Below are 16,301 nucleotides of genomic sequence, written 5' to 3' on the forward strand. Positions count from 1 at the left end.
ACAGTTACCGCAGTTACCGCTAATAAGGTCGGTCTGGCTAATAGGAATTTCCTACTCTACAAATTCGACATCCGTAATCTCGAATTTGGCACCACCCTCAGCTCCGGTCGTGATCTGTAATGACCACTCATGCGCTTCGACGATCTCCTGAACGATTGCCAATCCAAACCCGGTTCCGGTATCTGTCGTTGAAACACCCCATTCGAGTGCTGTCTGGCGTTTGCTTGGTGGAACTCCCGGGCCATCGTCTTCCACGAAGAAACCCGACTCATCGTCCAATCGATCGACCGTAATCGTGACGTCCGTTCCAGCGTGTTCGATAGCGTTTCTAAATAGGTTCTCGAAAATTTGTGCGAGTCTTATATTATTCGCGTAAATCGTGATATCCGTCTCATTGTTGAGGGTTGCCTCGGGCTCAGCAATCGAGTTCCAACACGCTTCGGTTAAATCCGGCAGCGAAATCGGTTCCACCTCGTCTACTGTCTCCCCGATTCTGGCTAGCTCCAGTAAATTCGTAATGATCTGATCCATCCGCGTTAACGCATCCGATACCGCCTCCAGTTCCTGGTTATCTCCTCTGGAACGGGCGGCTTCCAAAAAGCCGTTAGCAACGTTCCATGGGTTTCGAAGGTCGTGTGCAACGATGGAAGCAAAGCGGTCTAGCTGATCATTCTTCCGTCTTAGTTCCTGCACCTGGGCTTTCCGTTGTGAAATATCCCGAGTATATCCAACAATTCTGATCACGTCACCGTCTACGATGACCGGTTTGACGTGAGACTCAACCCACTTTTCATCCGGGCCAACGGTAGCAATTCGATAATCGATTTGAACGGATTGGCCAGCAGAAACGCGTTCCATCGACATCGATACCCGCTCACGGTCGTCAGGGTGAACCGCCTGGACGAAGACTGACGGAGTGTCTTTGATCATCTCCACTGGTTGCTCGAAGACCGTTTCATACGCCGAATTGATGAATAAAACATCACTCCAATCACCATCAAAGATAAACAGGACATCGTCAGCCTGTTCGCTCAGTTCGTGGAGGTGCTGTTCAACTTGATCCGCCCGATGAGCTACCCGACGTTGTTCTACAGTGTTGGCGATCTTGGTTGCCAGCAATTCGTACTGTTCCGCAATGGTACCCTTGATCATGTAATCCGTGACTCCCGCACTAATGGCACGACTTGCCACCTCCTCGTTTCCCGTATCGGTAAATAGTATAATTGGAATGTTGGGATACTCCATTCGAGCCGCTTCGAGAACATCTAAACCGGTTCCGTCGCCCAGTTGATAATCACTAACAATACACTCTGTTCGATCCCCTACCTGGTTGAGTCCTTGCTCAACCGAGGTCGCCGCTTGGACACTGAGCCGATTGTTCTCGCGCTCGAGATTCGTCGCGACCAACCTGGCCAGATCGGGCTCATCGTCGATATGGACGACCTGGATCGATTCAGACATGAAAAAATAAAACGACAAGCATAGATGAGAATGCTTTGGCCAAACCAATCATATAATTTACTTAACCACAAGTGTCACTCGTGTGTCGAGTGAGATCCCACAATTTCAGCGATAAGAATACGGTTGTAATAGACACCCAGTTGTTGGCACGGTTGAAGCCGATGGGGTTTCGTCTTGCTACCGCTGTAACTGGCCAACTGTCGGTGCTCGGTTCGCATGTCGCTCGATCGGCTGATTCGACAATTTGTGATGGGCCGCAAGACGCGTCAGGGAGAACTCGATGGCGGGATATTCTGAACCGACAGGTACATCACTCGTCTCCCCTCGAGAGGTTTGCTCTGCTGAACGTTTGATCCGGTTGTCTATCCAGACGACCGTCACGACAGACTTTTCACTACCGGCGAATACCACCTAGTTGTATGAGCGACTTCGAGCAGTTCAGCCAGGTCGGCGAAGCGGATGTAACGCGTGCAATCGGACAGGAGTGGACCGAGGAGTTCATGGACTTCTCGGATTCGGACGTCATTATCGTCGGCGGCGGCCCCTCGGGGCTGACCGCCGCGAAGGAACTCGCCGAGCGCGGCGTGAAGGTGATGGTCGTCGAGAAGAACAACTATCTCGGCGGCGGCTTCTGGCTCGGCGGCTTCCTGATGAACAAGGTGACGGTGCGAGATCCCGCCCAGAAGGTCCTCGACGAACTCGACGTCTCCTACAAGGAGTCCCAGGACAGCGAGGACCTCTACGTCGCCAACGGTCCGGAGGCCTGTTCCGGGCTCATCAAAGCCGCCTGTGACGCCGGCGCGAAGATGCAGAACATGACCGAGTTCACGGACATCGTCATCCGCGAGGACCACCGCGTCTCGGGAATCGTCATGAACTGGACGCCAGTCCACGCGCTCCCCCGCGAGATCACCTGCGTCGACCCGATCGCCGTCGAGGCCGACCTCGTTATCGACGCGACGGGCCACGACGCGATGGCGATCACCAAACTCGACGAGCGCGGGGTCCTCGACGCCCCCGGCATTCAGGACGCCAAAGAGCGCGGCCAGGTCATGGACCAGACCGATTCGGACACCTACGGCGCGCCCGGCCACGACTCGCCCGGCCACGACTCGATGTGGGTCGGCAAAAGCGAGGACGCCGTCGTCGAACACACTGGCCTCGTCCACGACGGCCTGATCGCGACCGGGATGGCCACCGCGACGACCTACGGCCTGCCGCGGATGGGTCCAACCTTCGGTGCCATGCTCGTCTCGGGCAAACGCGCCGCCCAGGTCGCCCTCGACGAACTCGAGGTCGACGCTCCCGAGGTCGAACTGACCTCGCGCGCTCAGCCGGCCGACGACTGATTGCCGGTCGATCGCCTGCCGTTCTGCGATCGACGGGAAAAACTCGTAGCAATCCGTACGAATCCTCGTAGACCGAATCCCGTACCACGAGTAACACGTTACCGTAGTCCCGATCGACGACGTACACGGCGTCCCGGAGAGCAAACAGTGCCCTCCGCAAGCGCCTCGTCTCACGCCCCCGACTCCGTCTTTGTTCCCGTTCAGTGTCTTTCCGGCTCGAGTTCGGGCAGAGACAGGAGTCGTCTACCGATGTCCCCCCCTGCGTCCCGCCAGAACGGGCGTCGAACCTCGATCGATAGTGACATTTCGGTCTACCAATAACGGATGAAATAATGCGATACCAGTTGCCGAACCGTCGATGCTGTTCGCCGCTCCGGGAGGTGACCGGGCGCGAATGATTCCAGCCGAGATCGAGATCGATCGCGCTCTCCCCTCCGGGGGACGGGTCAAACACGCACTCCAGTCTTACACCGAGCAAGCCGTCGGAGCAGACGCCGATATCACGCGATTTCACCGCGTATTCTACCCCGTCTTTCGCGTCGAGTACGAGTACGAACGGTCAGGACGACTCCCCTGGGGCGAGGAGACCGTCCGTGACGTGACACTGATCGACGGACTGTGGACCGACAATCACGGACCGCTCCAGCGATACCGGGCCGAAACCGACTCCATCGAGACGGTTTCACTCGCCGCGTACGATTTCGGCATGGACCGGGCAGGTCTCGGCCGGTCGGTGTTGCTCGACTTCCAGGTGCCAACCCAGCGAGCGGCGGCGTTGCTCCCGAACCGACTCGAGGGGATCGCCGAATCCAAGGCGTTCGCCGATCCATCGTCGATAACGTCGTCGTTCGAGGAGCAGTTGACCGAGGCGTTCGGCCTTCCCGACGACCTCGAGCCCGGATCGTTCCGCGGCGTCGCCGACGTGAGCCGGCTCTATCTCCCGTTCTGGGTCTGCGAAGTGTACCGGCCCGAGAGTCGGGATCTCATCGGTGCCGTGCGAACGGTCGACGACGCTCGAACCGACGGCGAGTCACCACACGAGTGGCTCTCCACGTTCTTCCGGGAGGACAACAGTCGGCTCGCACGCTACGCACACACCTCGATCCGCCGAGCGATCGATCCGCCGGAACCGACGGAAAGCCAGGATTCGGACATCGATGGAAACGGGTCGGTCGACGACCACGCTTCAGATCCCGCCACCGAACGCGTCTCCGAGACCGATGCGGGCGAGAGATCCGACACCTCGAGTGCGACGAACGAGCGGGGGGCGGACGAACCGTCCGACTCCGCCGGAACCGCGGAGCCGAGAGATTGCCAATCGGAGTCGAACGAACCGATCCAGCCCGAAGACGCCGAACTCGACGCCGCGACGCTCGTCGATCCGAGTCCGGACCGATGTTTCGGCGACGTCGGCGGCATGGCCGACCTCGAGCGGACGCTCCGACGATCCGTGATCGGCCCCGTCCAGCAACCGGAGACGTTCCGGGAGTACGGCCTCGATCCCGTCTCCGGGGTCTTGCTTCACGGCCCACCGGGCTGTGGAAAGACCTACGTTGCCGGTGCGCTCGCTGGCGAACTCGAGTACGCGTTCCTCGAGGTGACGCCGGCGGATCTCTCGAGTAAGTACATGGGGAAGCCGGCCGAAAACGTCCAGGACGCGTTCGCGATCGCCGAGGCCAACGCGCCCTGCGTGCTCTTTCTCGACGAGATCGACGCGATCGCCAGCGCCCGCGAAGACCAATCGAGTACGAGCGAACGCGGCATGGTCAACCAGCTACTCACCGAACTCGAGGACGTCTCCGAGGACGTACTGGTACTCGCCGCGACGAACCTCCTCTCGGACGTCGACGACGCCATCGTCAGGACGGGGCGGTTCGACGAACACGTCGAGGTTCCGCCGCCGGACGTTCCCGCACGCCGGGAGATTCTCCGGATCCACCTCGAAGGACGACCGCTCGCGGACGATCTCGATCTGGATTCCGTCGTCGATCTGACGGCTGGCTACGCGGCGAGCGATCTCGAGTACATCGCGACCGACGCCGCACGGCGTGCGCTTCGAGACGGCGAGGCGATCGGAACGGATCACGTCCTCGCGGCGGCTGAGGACGTCGACTCGAGCGTACCGGACTGGGCCGGCTCCGCGCTGGGCGACGGAAAAACTCTCACGCAACCGGACGACGTCGATCTGAGCGCGCGATCGCTGGTGACGCCGAGCGTCGACAGACAGTTCGACGACGTCGGCGGTATGGACGGGCTCAAGGACCGCCTCGAGGAGACCGTCATCGATCCGCTCGAGAACGCAGGACAGTACGCCGAGTACGGGCTGGGCGTGACAACCGGCGTCATGCTGTTCGGCCCGCCGGGCTGTGGAAAAACCCACATTGCGGGCGCGCTCGCGGGCGAACTCGACTTCGCGTTCCTCGACGTAACGCCCGCTGACCTGACGAGCAAGTGGATGGGCAAACCCGCCCGGAACGTCGCCGATCTCTTCGAGATCGCCCGACAGAACGAGCCGTGTCTGGTCTTTCTCGACGAGATCGACGGCATCGCCAGCGCTCGGGGCGGGAGCGACGGAACCAGCCAGCGCCAGATGGTCAACCAGTTACTCACCGAACTCGACGGACTCGAGGACGAGGACGTCGTCGTCGTCGCCGCGACGAATCTCCTCTCGGACGTCGACGACGCCATCGTCCGCTCCGGACGGTTCGACGAGCGGATCGAAGTGCCACCGCCGGACGCGACGGCGCGTCGAGAGATCCTCGAGGTCCACCTCCGAGAGCGGCCCGTCGCGGACGACTGTCGCTGGGACGACGTCGTCGAGTACACAGACGGCTACGCGGCGAGCGACCTCGCCTTGCTCGCGGACAACGCCGCCCGGACGGCGATGCAAGCCGGCGACCAGGTTCGCGAACGACACCTCCTCGAGGGGGTTTCGGAGACGGCCTCGAGCATCGACGGCTGGTCGTAGGGATTATCGGCAAAGCGCAGCGATTCTGCACACGTGACCGAGTGACGGTCCGCAAGCAGAGACCCGCAGCCGTAGCGGAGGCGACACTCGACGTCAGAGTGCGTGGAACTCGATCGCCATCCCCTGTCCGTGGCCGACACACTCGGTGGCGAGTCCGAGTTCGCCATCCCGTCGGCGCAGTTCGTGAAGCAGGGTCACGGGCAGTCTCGCTCCTGACGCACCGAGCGGGTGGCCGAGTGCGATCGCGCCGCCGTTGACGTTGAAGACCGCGTCGTCGAAGCCGAGTTCGCGCTTGCAGTACAGCGTCTGCGAGGCGAAGGCTTCGTTCAACTCGACGAGGTCGTAGTCGTCGGGGTCGCGTCCGGTCCGCTCCTCGAGTCGCCCCACGGCGTGGACCGGCCCGACGCCCATGATCGTGGGGTCGACGCCCGCGACCTCGTGATCCCCGACGACGGCCAGCGGCTCGAGCCCGTGCTCCTCGGCGAACGCGCGGCTGGTCACGAGCAGGGCTGCCGCTCCGTCACTGATCTGCGAGGCGTTGCCGGGCGTGACGCTGCCGTCCTCGGCGAACACCGTCGGGAGATCGGCGAGCGCCTCGAGGGACGTATCGGGTCGAATGCATTCGTCAGTGTCGACGACCGTTCCATCGACGTCGACAGGAACGATCTCGTCGTCGAAGCGGCCTGATTCGGTCGCTGCGGCCGCGCGTTCGTGGCTCCGCAGCGCGTACTCGTCCTGAGCCTTGCGGGAAACGTCGAACCGATCGGCGACCGCCTCGGCGGTCGCACCCATCCCGAGCGACTCGAGAGCGTAGCGCTCGCCGAGGTCGGGGTGAACGTTGTCGACGTTACCCTCGATGGCGACCCGACTCATGTTTTCGACGCCGCCGACGAGAAGACAGCGCCGCTGGCCGCTCGCGACGGCGTCGGCGGCGCGGGCGATCGCCGCCGCGGAGGAGGCACACCACCGGTTGATCGTCGCGCCGGGGACCGACTCGAGGCCGACGAGCATCGCGACGACTCGCGCGAGGTTGTTCCCCTGTTCGGCACGCTGCTGGGCGACTCCCCACAGGAGGTCGTCGACGTCGGCACCCTCGAGGCCGGTGCGCTCGAGGATCGTTTCGACGAGCGGGACGGAGAGATCCTCGCTGCGGACGTCGGCGAATACGCCGCCCTCGCGGCCCTGCGGCGTTCGCACCGCTTCGACGACGACGGGCGTTGGCGTGTGCGCCGACATGCTATCGGCTCGCATCGACAGCGGCTCGTAGCCCCTCGAGTGCGCGCTCCAGTTGCTCGCGGGAGATCGACAGCGGCGGCTGGAGGCGCACGACGTTCTTGTGGTAGCCGCCGACGCCGGCGACGATCTGCTCCTCTTCGCGGAGATAGTCGGCGATGGCGGCGGCGCGTTTCGGCGCCGGCGCCGGGACGTCCGCGGGGCCGGGACCGCGCTCGTCGGGAGCGACGATCTCGAGGCCCCACATGAGCCCGCGGCCGCGAACGTCGCCGACGACATCGTACTCGTCCGCGAGCACGCCGAGGTGCTCGGCGAGCCACTCGCCCTGATCGCGCGCGTTGGCGATGACGTCGTCCTCGAGGCGATCGATAGTGGCGAGCGCGGCGGCACAGCTGACGGGGTTGCCGCCGAACGTCGAGAGGTGGTCGCCGGACTCGAACGCGTCCGCGATCTCGGCCGACGCGGTGAACGCGCCGAGGGGGAGCCCGTTGGCGATCCCTTTCGCCTGAGTCAGGATGTCCGGCTCGACGTCGACGTGATCGACCGCCCAGAACTCGCCGGTCCGGCCGTAGCCGGTCTGGACCTCGTCGGCGATCAGCACGCCCCCGTGGTCGCGGGCAATCTCGGCGACGCGCTCGAGGTAGTCCGCGGGCGGGACGATGATGCCGCCCTCGCCCATGACCGGTTCGACGACGACGGCAGCGATCTCGCCGCTGGTGTGGGTGCCGATCGTGCGCTCGAGGTCCGCGGCGGCGGCCGCCGCGAACGCCGCGTCGTCGAGGTCACGGTGTGGCGAGCGATATTTGTCGGGTGCGGGGGCGTGCACCACGTCGTTGATCGTCGACCCCATCCCGTGTTTGTAGGCGTGGTTGCCGGTGAGCGCGAGGCTGCCGAGCGTGCGGCCGTGGAACCCCATCTCGAGGGCGACGACCTCCTGATTCCCGGTGTACTTTCGAGCGAGTTTGATCGCGCCCTCGACGGCTTCCGTCCCGGAGTTACAGAAGAACGACTTCTGTAAGTCGCCGGGAGTCAGCTCCGCGAGCCGTTCCGCGAGCTCGGCGACGGGTTGGTTCGGGTGAACGTACGAGCAGCCGTGGACGAACGTCTCGAGTTGTTCCGTCGCGGCCTCGACGACGGCCTCGTCGTTGTGGCCGAGGTTGGCGACGGAGATGCCCGAGAACAGGTCGAGGTACTCCGTGCCTTCGAAATCCTCGAGGGTGCAGTTCGACGCACGCTCGACCGGCACGTTCAGCGACTTCCAGATCGGCATGACGTACTCGTCGTAGGCCGCTTCGACGTCGGCGTTCGACGGTTCGGTAGTGGTCTCTCGTTTCATATATTGGTAGCCGTATCAGCGAACTAGTTGAACATTGTTAAATGAGGCCAAAAAGCTATCGCCGCCAGTCGTCGTGAATACCTGATACGATCTCGGAATTTCCGAGTGGGTCGTGCAGTTAGATGGGTTTTGGATACGCGGTTGGACTGGATATCCCTCCCCGCAGTTTAAGGACCGGAAACGCGATGGGTGATACAACTGTAATCCAGACCATGACATCACATCGCACGGATCCGATGGGTGGGGGGACGCTTCCGGCACTGTTTTCTACGGCACTCTCTCGGCGCCCCGATCGGGTGGCACTCTGGGACGACGCCGATTCGATCACGTACGGCGAACTCCACCGCCGATCGAACGCGCTGGCGAACGCGTTTCGCGACCTCGAGATCGGCCCCGAGACGCGGGTCGCGACCGTCCTGCCGAACCGGCTCGAGGCACCGATCGTCGACATCGCGGTTTTCAAGGCGGGCGCGGTCCGGCTGCCGGTGAATCCGGCGCTCTCGAGCGACGAGATTGACCACATTCTCACGGACGCGATGCCCGCTGCCGTCGTCTGCGACGAGGCACGGATCGAACCCGTCGAGGAACTCCTCGCAGACCTGCCGACGCGACCGACGTGTATTGCCGTCGGTTCCGGCGATCCGCCCGCGGGGTGGCGGGCCGCGAGCGCCCTCGAGGACGCGGCAAACGCGACTCGCCCCGACGTCTCAGTCTCGCCGGACGCGACCGCGGGCCACTTCTACACCGGCGGCACGACCGGCGAGCCAAAGGGCGTCCGCTACACGCAGGCTGCGCTGACGACGAATCTCCTCGCACACCACGCCGACCTCGGCTTTTCGAGTACGGACACGGGACTCGTGGCGACGCCGATTTCGCACTCCGGTGGCACCTTTCTGCTGGCGGCGCTGCTCGCGGGCGGGACGGTCGGACTCCACCGGGAGTTCGACAAGGAGGCGTTCCTCGAGGCCATCGCAGATCGCGACGTGACCTGGACCTTCCTCGTCCCGACGATGCTCTACCGACTGCTCGAGGAACCACTCGAGGAGTACGACCTCACCTCGCTCGAGAACGTGATCTACGGCGCCGCGCCGATCCGACCAGATCGACTGCGGGAGGCGCTCGAACGGCTCGGCCCGATCTTCACCCAGTTTTACGGCCAGACCGAAGTCCCGAATCTCATCACGACGCTCGACCGCCGCGATCACGCCCGCGCACTCGAGGACGACGACGATCGATTGCTCCGGTCGGCGGGACAGCCCTGTCTGCTCTCGGACGTGACAATCGTCGATCCGGACACCGGTGAGGAGTGCGCGCCCGGCGAGGAAGGCGAACTCCTCGCGCGAGCACCCTACGCCTTCGACGGCTACGTCGATCGGCCGGACGAGACGGCCGACGCGTTCGTCGACGGCTGGGTCCGAACCGGCGATATCGGTCGGATCGACGAGGATGGCTACCTCTTCCTGCTGGATCGACGCAGCGACGTGATCGTCACCGGCGGTATGAACGTCTACACTGCCGAGGTCGAACGCGTCCTCGGCGAACACCCGGACGTTGCCGACGTGTCGGTGATCGGCGTTCCCCACGAAGAGTGGGGAGAGGCCGTCCGCGCGGTCGTCGTTCCGCGCGAGGACAGTCCGCCAGTCGATGTGGACGATATCCTCGAGTACGCCGGGGAACGGCTGGCGGGGTACAAGCGGCCGAAGTCCGTCGAGGTGGCTGCCGAACTGCCGACGACGTCGATCGGAAAAATCGATAAAGCGACGCTACGCGATCGGCACTGGGCGGACGAGGACCGCCGGATCGGGTGACTCGTCGGTTCACTCCGACCCGTTCGAGCCGCTCGAGCCGCTCGCTGCTCTCAGACCGCTACGACAGCGCGCCCTCGAGGTCCGTGAACGTCGCGTGCATCCGGTCGACGACCTCGTCGGCGAGTTCCTCGTCGATCGTCAGCGGCGGCGTGATCAGGGTGTGGTCCCCGTACTGGCCGTCGACGTGGCCGCCGCCCGGATAGGTGACGATACCGTTGTCCAGTCCCGTCTCGAACAGCAGCGACTGGAACTCGCCGCCCGTCTCGGGGAGCGGTTCCTTCGTCTCGCGGTCGCCGACGAACTCGACGCCGAGCATCAGTCCCTTGCCGCGGACGTCGCCGACGAACTCGTACTCGTAGAACTCCTCGCAGCGCTCCCGGAGGTACGCACCGACCTCGCGGGCGTTCGAGACAAGGTTGTGTTCGTCCATGTACTCGAGGACGGCCGTCCCGATCGCGGCCGACGCCGGGTTGAAACAGAACGTGTGCCCGTGCTGGAACCCGTCCTCGACGTCCTCGAAGACCTCGGTGACGCGCCGATGGGGCATCGTGCCGCCGATCGGCGAGTAGCCGCCGCTCATTCCCTTCGCGCCGGTGATGATGTCGGGCGTGACGTCCCAGTGTTCGATCGCGAAATTCTCGCCGGTCCGGCCGAAGCCGGCCATGACTTCGTCGACGATAAAGAGGACATCGTACTCGTCGCAGATCTCGCGAATTCGCTCGAAGTAGCCGTCGTGGGGCGAGGCGGCGGCGTTGGCTGCACCCGTCACGGGTTCGGCGATGAAGGCCGCGACCGTCTCCGGGCCCTCGTCCTGAATGAGCCGTTCGACGGCGTCGGCACACTCGCGGCCGCAGGCTCGGCCGCCGTCGCCGTCACAGCGCTCGCAGCGATAGGGCGTCGCACTCGGCGCTTTCGGGAAGTTCGCGAACAGCGGCTCCATCTTCGTCTTCCGGGCCGGAAAGCCCGACACGGCCATCGCGCCCGCGGTGTTGCCGTGGTAGCTCCGCCGGCGCGAGATCACCTTGTACTTGCCCTCGTTGCCCCGTTCGTAGTGGTACTGGCGGGCCAGCTTGATCGCGCTCTCGTTGGCCTCCGAGCCACTCGAGACGAGCCACGTGTGCTCGAAGCCGTCGGGCGTAAACTCCGCGATCTTCTCGGTGTACTCCATCGCGGGCTCGTTCGCGAACAGCATGCTCGAGGTGTACTCGAGGCGCTCGATCTGTTCGTGGGCGGCGTCGGCGATTGCCTCGCGGCCGTGGCCGATGTTGACGTTCTGGTTGCCCGAAATCGCGTCGAGGTACCGGTTGTCGTCGCCGTCCCAGACCCACGAGCCGTCGCCGCGGACGATGGTGACGTAGTCCTTGGCGAACGCGCGCGGGAACATGCCGCCGAGTTCGGTGCCTGGCGTCGTGGACCGCTGTCGTCGGTCCTGGTTTCGGGCTCGTTCGTTTGCAGTCATTGTGTATCGTGTCGGGTGGAATCGTCGTGAATCGATCGGAGTTCGTCCCAGTGCTCGCGGACGGTCTCGGTCCACTCGTCGAACTCGACCTCGTAGACGTAGTCGGTTCCGCGAAGGACGACGTCGGCAGGGTCGATCGTGCGTAACATCGCGACTTCAGAGCGTGTCGGCTCGGCCGTCGTTTCGACCTCGTCGGCGACACGAAGGTCCCATTGGACCTCCTCGCGGACGTCCGCGACGGAGACGCCGGGATGGGTCGACTCGAGTACCATCTCGCCGTCGTCGTCGAAGCCGAAGACGGCCATATCCGTAACGACGGCACAGGGACCGTCGCCGGCGAATCCGAGTTCCTCGCGCCGATCCGCGTGCTCGAGGTGGCCCGGTGCGGTGACGTAGTCGACGTCGGTCGTGAACGCGCGCCGTTGCTGGCGCATCATTACGACGGTTCGGTCGCAAGAGGTCATGATGTCGTTGCTCCCGCCGGAACCGGGGAGTCTGACTTTCGGCTGGTCGTAGGTTTGATCGCCGATGACCGCCGTCGAGTTCGTGTTGCCGCGGCTGTCGATCTGGCCGGCACCGATGATGCCGACGTCGAACGCGCCGCGCTGATTGTCGACGAAGATCTCACACTGGTCGGTCGCGACGAGCGCGTCGACCCCGAGGACGCTGTCCGAGATGGACTGGACGACGCCCGGCGGCACGGAGCCGACGTAGCCCGATTCGGCGACGAGCTGGCAGTTCGGCGCGTGGGTGTACTTCGCGAGCACGCCCGACATCAGCGACATGCCGACGCCGATGAACGCGGTCTCGCCGTCGTCGATCTCGTGGGCGGCGGCGACGGCGAGCAGTTCCGTCGTCGTGTAGTCGGCGGCCGTCTCGTGGGGCCGGTCGACATCGAGCGGGTTCGCGGGCTCGTCGGCAGTGTCCGTCGACTGGTCCGCCGTCGGTTCCGCATCCGTCGTCGGCTTCGGCTGTTCACTCATGGGTTTCCTCCGCGTTCGCAGCGTCCGCAGGCGGAGTTCGGTCCCCCTCCGGAGCCGGCGTGTTGATCTCTCCCTCCATTCGCTCGAGCGTCGCAAGCCGATCTTCGCCGATCCGCTCTATGTACTCCTCGTGCGGGCAGATCCACTCCTCGAGCCACTCGAGGAAGTCTTCGCGGTCCTGTGATCGGAGGCCGTACTCCCGGTAGAAGGGGAGGTCGGCGTAGTAGCGGCCGTAACAGTGCCACGGGTGAGAGCCGAACGGTACTTCGGCGACCGCGTCGACCGTGTAGAACGGGATGCGGGTGAGTTCCGGGGCCTCCCGGATCTCGTCGGTCGTGACGAGCTCCTCGCAGGTGATGATCGTCTTCTCTGCGGCGCGAGCCTTGAGGTGGTCGTTGACGACGTTCCCCCTGATCTGGGCGTTGCCCAGCGGATCGCACCGCTGGACGTGGATGATCGCGACGTCCGGCCGGGCCGCGGGGACGAGCGCGAGCGGATCGCCGGAGCCGAACGGATCCTCGATCACCTCGAGGTCGTCGTTGTGTTCGGGGATGTCCGTGCCGAGCATCGACCGCGTCGGCACGAAGGGAACGTCCATCGCCCCCGCGAGGAACATCAGCGACGAGCCGAAGTTCGACACGTCGCGCATCTCGAGGTGGTGTGGAACGCCGTTCTCGACGGCGTTTCTGATGTTGTGGCCTTGCGAAATGAGGCTCGTCCCGACCCAGGAGCCGACGTACTCGTCGACACAGCCCGCGCCGACCATGATGTCGAGCAGGGTGGTACGGGCGTCGTCAAGGACGGTCAGGCCCGTCTTTTCCTGGCGGACGATCTCGCGAGCGGCCGCCTCGGGGTCGCGTCCGCCCATCCCGCCGAACGCGACGCTCGAGCCATCGGTAACGTAGTCAGCGATTGCGTCCTCGAGCGTCGTCGTCTTGTCGTACGTTTCGGCCGGCGCGTCCGGGCGATCGTCGGTAAAGAGTTCAGTCACGGTCGACCACCTCGTAGCCACACCACTCCGTGGCGAGCACCGCCAGCGCGACCGTCAGGTCGACGAGTTCGTCGACCGGCACGTACTCGTCGGTGCCGTGAATGTTGTACGCACCCGTCCCGAAACAGACCGCCGGTGTGTCGGCGTAGTTGACGAAAAACCGGCTGTCGACCCCGCCCGGGAACCCCTTCGCGTGTGCTGGGCGATCGAGTTCCGTCTCGGCGACCGACTGTACCGTCTGGACGATCGGCTCGGACGGCTCGATCCGCGCCGAACTCCCGCGCCAGCCGAACCATTCGACCGACGCCGGATGGTCATCGAACCACGGGTCGTCGGCCGTTGCCTCCCGAACCGTCGCCTCGACGATATCGTGAATCTCTTCTCGCGTCTCCGCGGGCGCGTGCGATATCCGTGCCCCGAGAGTCGCTTCGTCGGGCACGCTCGAGGCCCACTCGCCGGCGCGAACCGTCCCGAGGTTCAGCGAGACGGTGTGTTCGTGCCACTCCTCGAAACGGTCGTCGTGGACGGTGGTCTTCCGCTCGTCGTGTAACTCCTCGAGTGCGCTGTAGATCGGCAGAAGCTTGGACATGGCGTTGACGCCGTTGTCGGTCTCCGCGGCGTGGACACCCTTGCCCTGGACGGTCACCCGGAAGTAGGAGACGCCGACGTTCGCGATCCACTGATCGAAGCCCGTCGGCTCCGGGATGACCACTGCGTCGGCGTTCTCGACCGCATCACTGGCGTCGAGTACGGTCGCGAGCGACCCGCCGAAGCCGCCGGCTTCCTCCTCGATCACGGTGTTGATCGTCAGATCGCCCGTGAGTTCGATCCCCGCGCGCTCGAGCGCGGCGAGGGCGTAGATCATCGCCGCGACGCCGCCTTTCATGTCGGAGGCGCCGCGACCGAGGAGGCGGCCGTCCGCGACCTCACCCGCGTACGGATCGAACGACCACTGCTCGACGTCGCCGGCCGGGACGACGTCGACGTGACCGTTGAACAGCAGGGACTGTCCCTCCCCGCAGCCGGGGCTGGTCGCGAGCAGGTTCGGTCGATCGTCGTACTCCTGGCCGACGTCCGAATACTCGGGATGGTTCTCGAGCCCGTCGACGGTCGACGCGTCGATCTCGCTCACCTCGAGCCCTAGCGATTCGAGACGTGTACGGACGAGCGCCTGCGCGTCTCCCTCCTCGCCCTGCACGCTTGGTTCGCAAACGAGGTCCGCGGCAAACTCGATCAGTTCCGGCCGGAGTTCGTCGACGGCGGCACGGATCCGGCTCCGAGCACTTTCGGGCTCAGCGCTCATAGTCATCGTTCCTCGCCGAACAGCCGTCGATCGCTCGTTGCTCGCCTGTCAACTTTGGTGAGTTTACCATCGGTAACTAAACAACAGTTATTCGATAACATCGTTCGTCACTAACCGAATTTAGTTGCCAACATTTATTATCTTTCCGCTCCTCGCTACCGTTGTACATGGGGAAGACTGATCGATTTACCGATGGAAACCGACTGAACGACACCGACTCAACGCGGCGCTCGAGCGAGGGACGACGGACGTTCCTGAAAACGACTGCTGGCGGTGTCGCGCTCGGACTGACCGGACTGGCTGGCTGTCTCGGTGGGGACGAAGACGGGAACGGCAATGGCAATGGGAACGGGAACGGCGACGACAGTACCAGCACCGATCCACTCGAGGTCGATCCTGCCGACGAACTGATAATCCAGATGCCCGGCGGCCACTACCTCAATTCGTTCGAAGAACGGGTTTTCGAGGAGTTCGAATCGGAGTACGGCATCACCGTCGAGATCGAGCTCCACGGCGATCAGTTCGCGGGCTACTCCCAGATTCAGTCAGGTCAGTCCGACGCCGATATGTTCAAGTCCTCGCCGGCGACCCACCAGATGGGTGCAGTCGAAGGCGTCTGGCACGCGTTCGATGCCGACGCGCTCGACAACTACGGCAACCTCCTCGAGACGTTCCAGAATCCGATCTACGATCCCGAGGATCACCTCTACGGCATCCCGTACGTGTACGGCACGGTCGGAATGGCGTACAACCGTGACGAACTCGGTGAACTCGACTCCTGGGAGGCGTGTTGGGATACGGCGAACGACGGAGACATCAGCATGCAGGGAACGGACTTCCTGCGAGTGTTCACGACCGCGATGTACCTCGGTATGGATCCAAACGACATCGAAGTCGACGGCTCCTACGAGGCGGGGATCGAACAGATCTGGGACGCGGTTCGCGAACAGCGAGAGCTCGTCACGACCTACTGGTCGACCGGTGACGAGCACGTCCGCCTGTACGCACAGAACGAAGCGCTCGTCGGCGAGGCCTGGGGTGGCCGAATCTACGGTGCAGTCCAGGACGGCCACGACCATCTCGGCTACGTAGTTCCGGAGGAAGGTGCCTACGGCTGGTCCGACAACTGGACGATCATCGACGAGACGTCGCCAGAACGAAAAGCCGCCGCGTTCGCGTTCCTCGATTACCTGCTCGAGGACGACACGATCCAGGGACTGAGCGAGATGCTCGGCTACCCCCCGGCGACGACCGCCACGTCCGACGAGATCGAAGGCCTCTACGACTACGACCCGACGGGCGGCGATCGACTGACCTTCCTCGATCCGGCGTACAGTGACCAGCACGAAGACGAGTGGTCCGACGCCTGGGAATCGATTCAATAAGTATTGTTCAGCACAATTGCTGTGT

The 16,301-nt window shown here is 63.9% G+C and carries 11 protein-coding genes; 4 read left to right on the top strand and 7 right to left on the bottom strand.

Features of this window, described 5'->3' with window-relative positions:
- Positions 1-51: 51 nt before the first annotated feature.
- On the bottom strand, positions 52-1,461 hold the full coding sequence (locus FYC77_RS16845) for a sensor histidine kinase (RefSeq protein ID WP_149082660.1): 1,410 nt from the start codon (positions 1,459-1,461) through the stop codon (positions 52-54).
- A 419-nt stretch (positions 1,462-1,880) separates the two neighbouring features.
- On the opposite strand from FYC77_RS16845, the gene FYC77_RS16850 reads away from it, so the two are divergent.
- Both FYC77_RS16850 and FYC77_RS16855 read left to right on the top strand, forming a co-directional pair.
- The gene (locus FYC77_RS16850; RefSeq protein ID WP_149082661.1) at positions 1,881-2,810 is read left to right on the top strand and encodes a sulfide-dependent adenosine diphosphate thiazole synthase; all 930 of its coding nucleotides are present in this window, start codon (positions 1,881-1,883) and stop codon (positions 2,808-2,810) included.
- 394 nt (positions 2,811-3,204) lie between these two features.
- Complete coding sequence (locus tag FYC77_RS16855) at positions 3,205-5,778, top strand: AAA family ATPase (RefSeq protein ID WP_149082662.1); 2,574 nt, start codon at positions 3,205-3,207, stop codon at positions 5,776-5,778.
- Positions 5,779-5,871: 93 nt separating this feature from the next.
- On the opposite strand, the gene FYC77_RS16860 is transcribed toward FYC77_RS16855, so the two are convergent.
- Together FYC77_RS16860 and FYC77_RS16865 are read right to left on the bottom strand one after the other, a co-directional pair.
- On the bottom strand, positions 5,872-7,029 hold the full coding sequence (locus FYC77_RS16860; RefSeq protein WP_238387016.1) for a thiolase family protein: 1,158 nt from the start codon (positions 7,027-7,029) through the stop codon (positions 5,872-5,874).
- Positions 7,016-8,347 (bottom strand): aspartate aminotransferase family protein, encoded by a 1,332-nt coding sequence (locus tag FYC77_RS16865; protein WP_149082663.1) that lies wholly within the window; start codon positions 8,345-8,347, stop codon positions 7,016-7,018. The genes FYC77_RS16860 and FYC77_RS16865 overlap by 14 nt, the downstream gene beginning before the upstream one ends.
- Positions 8,348-8,559: 212 nt before the next feature.
- Here FYC77_RS16865 and FYC77_RS16870 point away from each other — a divergent pair, with 212 nt between their 5' ends.
- Positions 8,560-10,155 (top strand): class I adenylate-forming enzyme family protein, encoded by a 1,596-nt coding sequence (locus FYC77_RS16870; protein ID WP_162354550.1) that lies wholly within the window; start codon positions 8,560-8,562, stop codon positions 10,153-10,155.
- Positions 10,156-10,213: 58 nt separating this feature from the next.
- Here the strand turns inward: FYC77_RS16870 and FYC77_RS16875 are convergent, their stop codons facing one another.
- Genes FYC77_RS16875 through FYC77_RS16890 form a run of 4 tightly spaced genes read right to left on the bottom strand, consistent with a single transcriptional unit; the run spans position 10,214 to position 14,891 of the window.
- Positions 10,214-11,614 carry an aminotransferase family protein gene (locus tag FYC77_RS16875; RefSeq protein ID WP_149082665.1) on the bottom strand — a complete coding sequence of 467 codons (1,401 nt, stop codon included), beginning with the start codon at positions 11,612-11,614 and terminating at the stop codon, positions 10,214-10,216.
- Positions 11,611-12,597 (bottom strand): CoA-transferase subunit beta, encoded by a 987-nt coding sequence (locus FYC77_RS16880; RefSeq protein WP_149082666.1) that lies wholly within the window; start codon positions 12,595-12,597, stop codon positions 11,611-11,613. Before FYC77_RS16880 ends, FYC77_RS16875 begins: the two co-directional genes overlap by 4 nt.
- Complete coding sequence (locus FYC77_RS16885; RefSeq protein WP_149082667.1) at positions 12,590-13,588, bottom strand: CoA transferase subunit A; 999 nt, start codon at positions 13,586-13,588, stop codon at positions 12,590-12,592. The genes FYC77_RS16880 and FYC77_RS16885 overlap by 8 nt, the downstream gene beginning before the upstream one ends.
- Positions 13,581-14,891, bottom strand: coding sequence for an ArgE/DapE family deacylase (locus tag FYC77_RS16890; protein ID WP_162354551.1), 1,311 nt, complete (start codon positions 14,889-14,891; stop codon positions 13,581-13,583). Before FYC77_RS16890 ends, FYC77_RS16885 begins: the two co-directional genes overlap by 8 nt.
- A 167-nt stretch (positions 14,892-15,058) precedes the next feature.
- Here FYC77_RS16890 and FYC77_RS16895 point away from each other — a divergent pair, with 167 nt between their 5' ends.
- Positions 15,059-16,276 (top strand): ABC transporter substrate-binding protein, encoded by a 1,218-nt coding sequence (locus FYC77_RS16895; protein ID WP_149082669.1) that lies wholly within the window; start codon positions 15,059-15,061, stop codon positions 16,274-16,276.
- Positions 16,277-16,301: the final 25 nt, after the last annotated feature.

The organism is Natrialba swarupiae, assembly GCF_008245225.1.
Classification (GTDB): Archaea; Halobacteriota; Halobacteria; order Halobacteriales; family Natrialbaceae; genus Natrarchaeobius; species Natrarchaeobius swarupiae.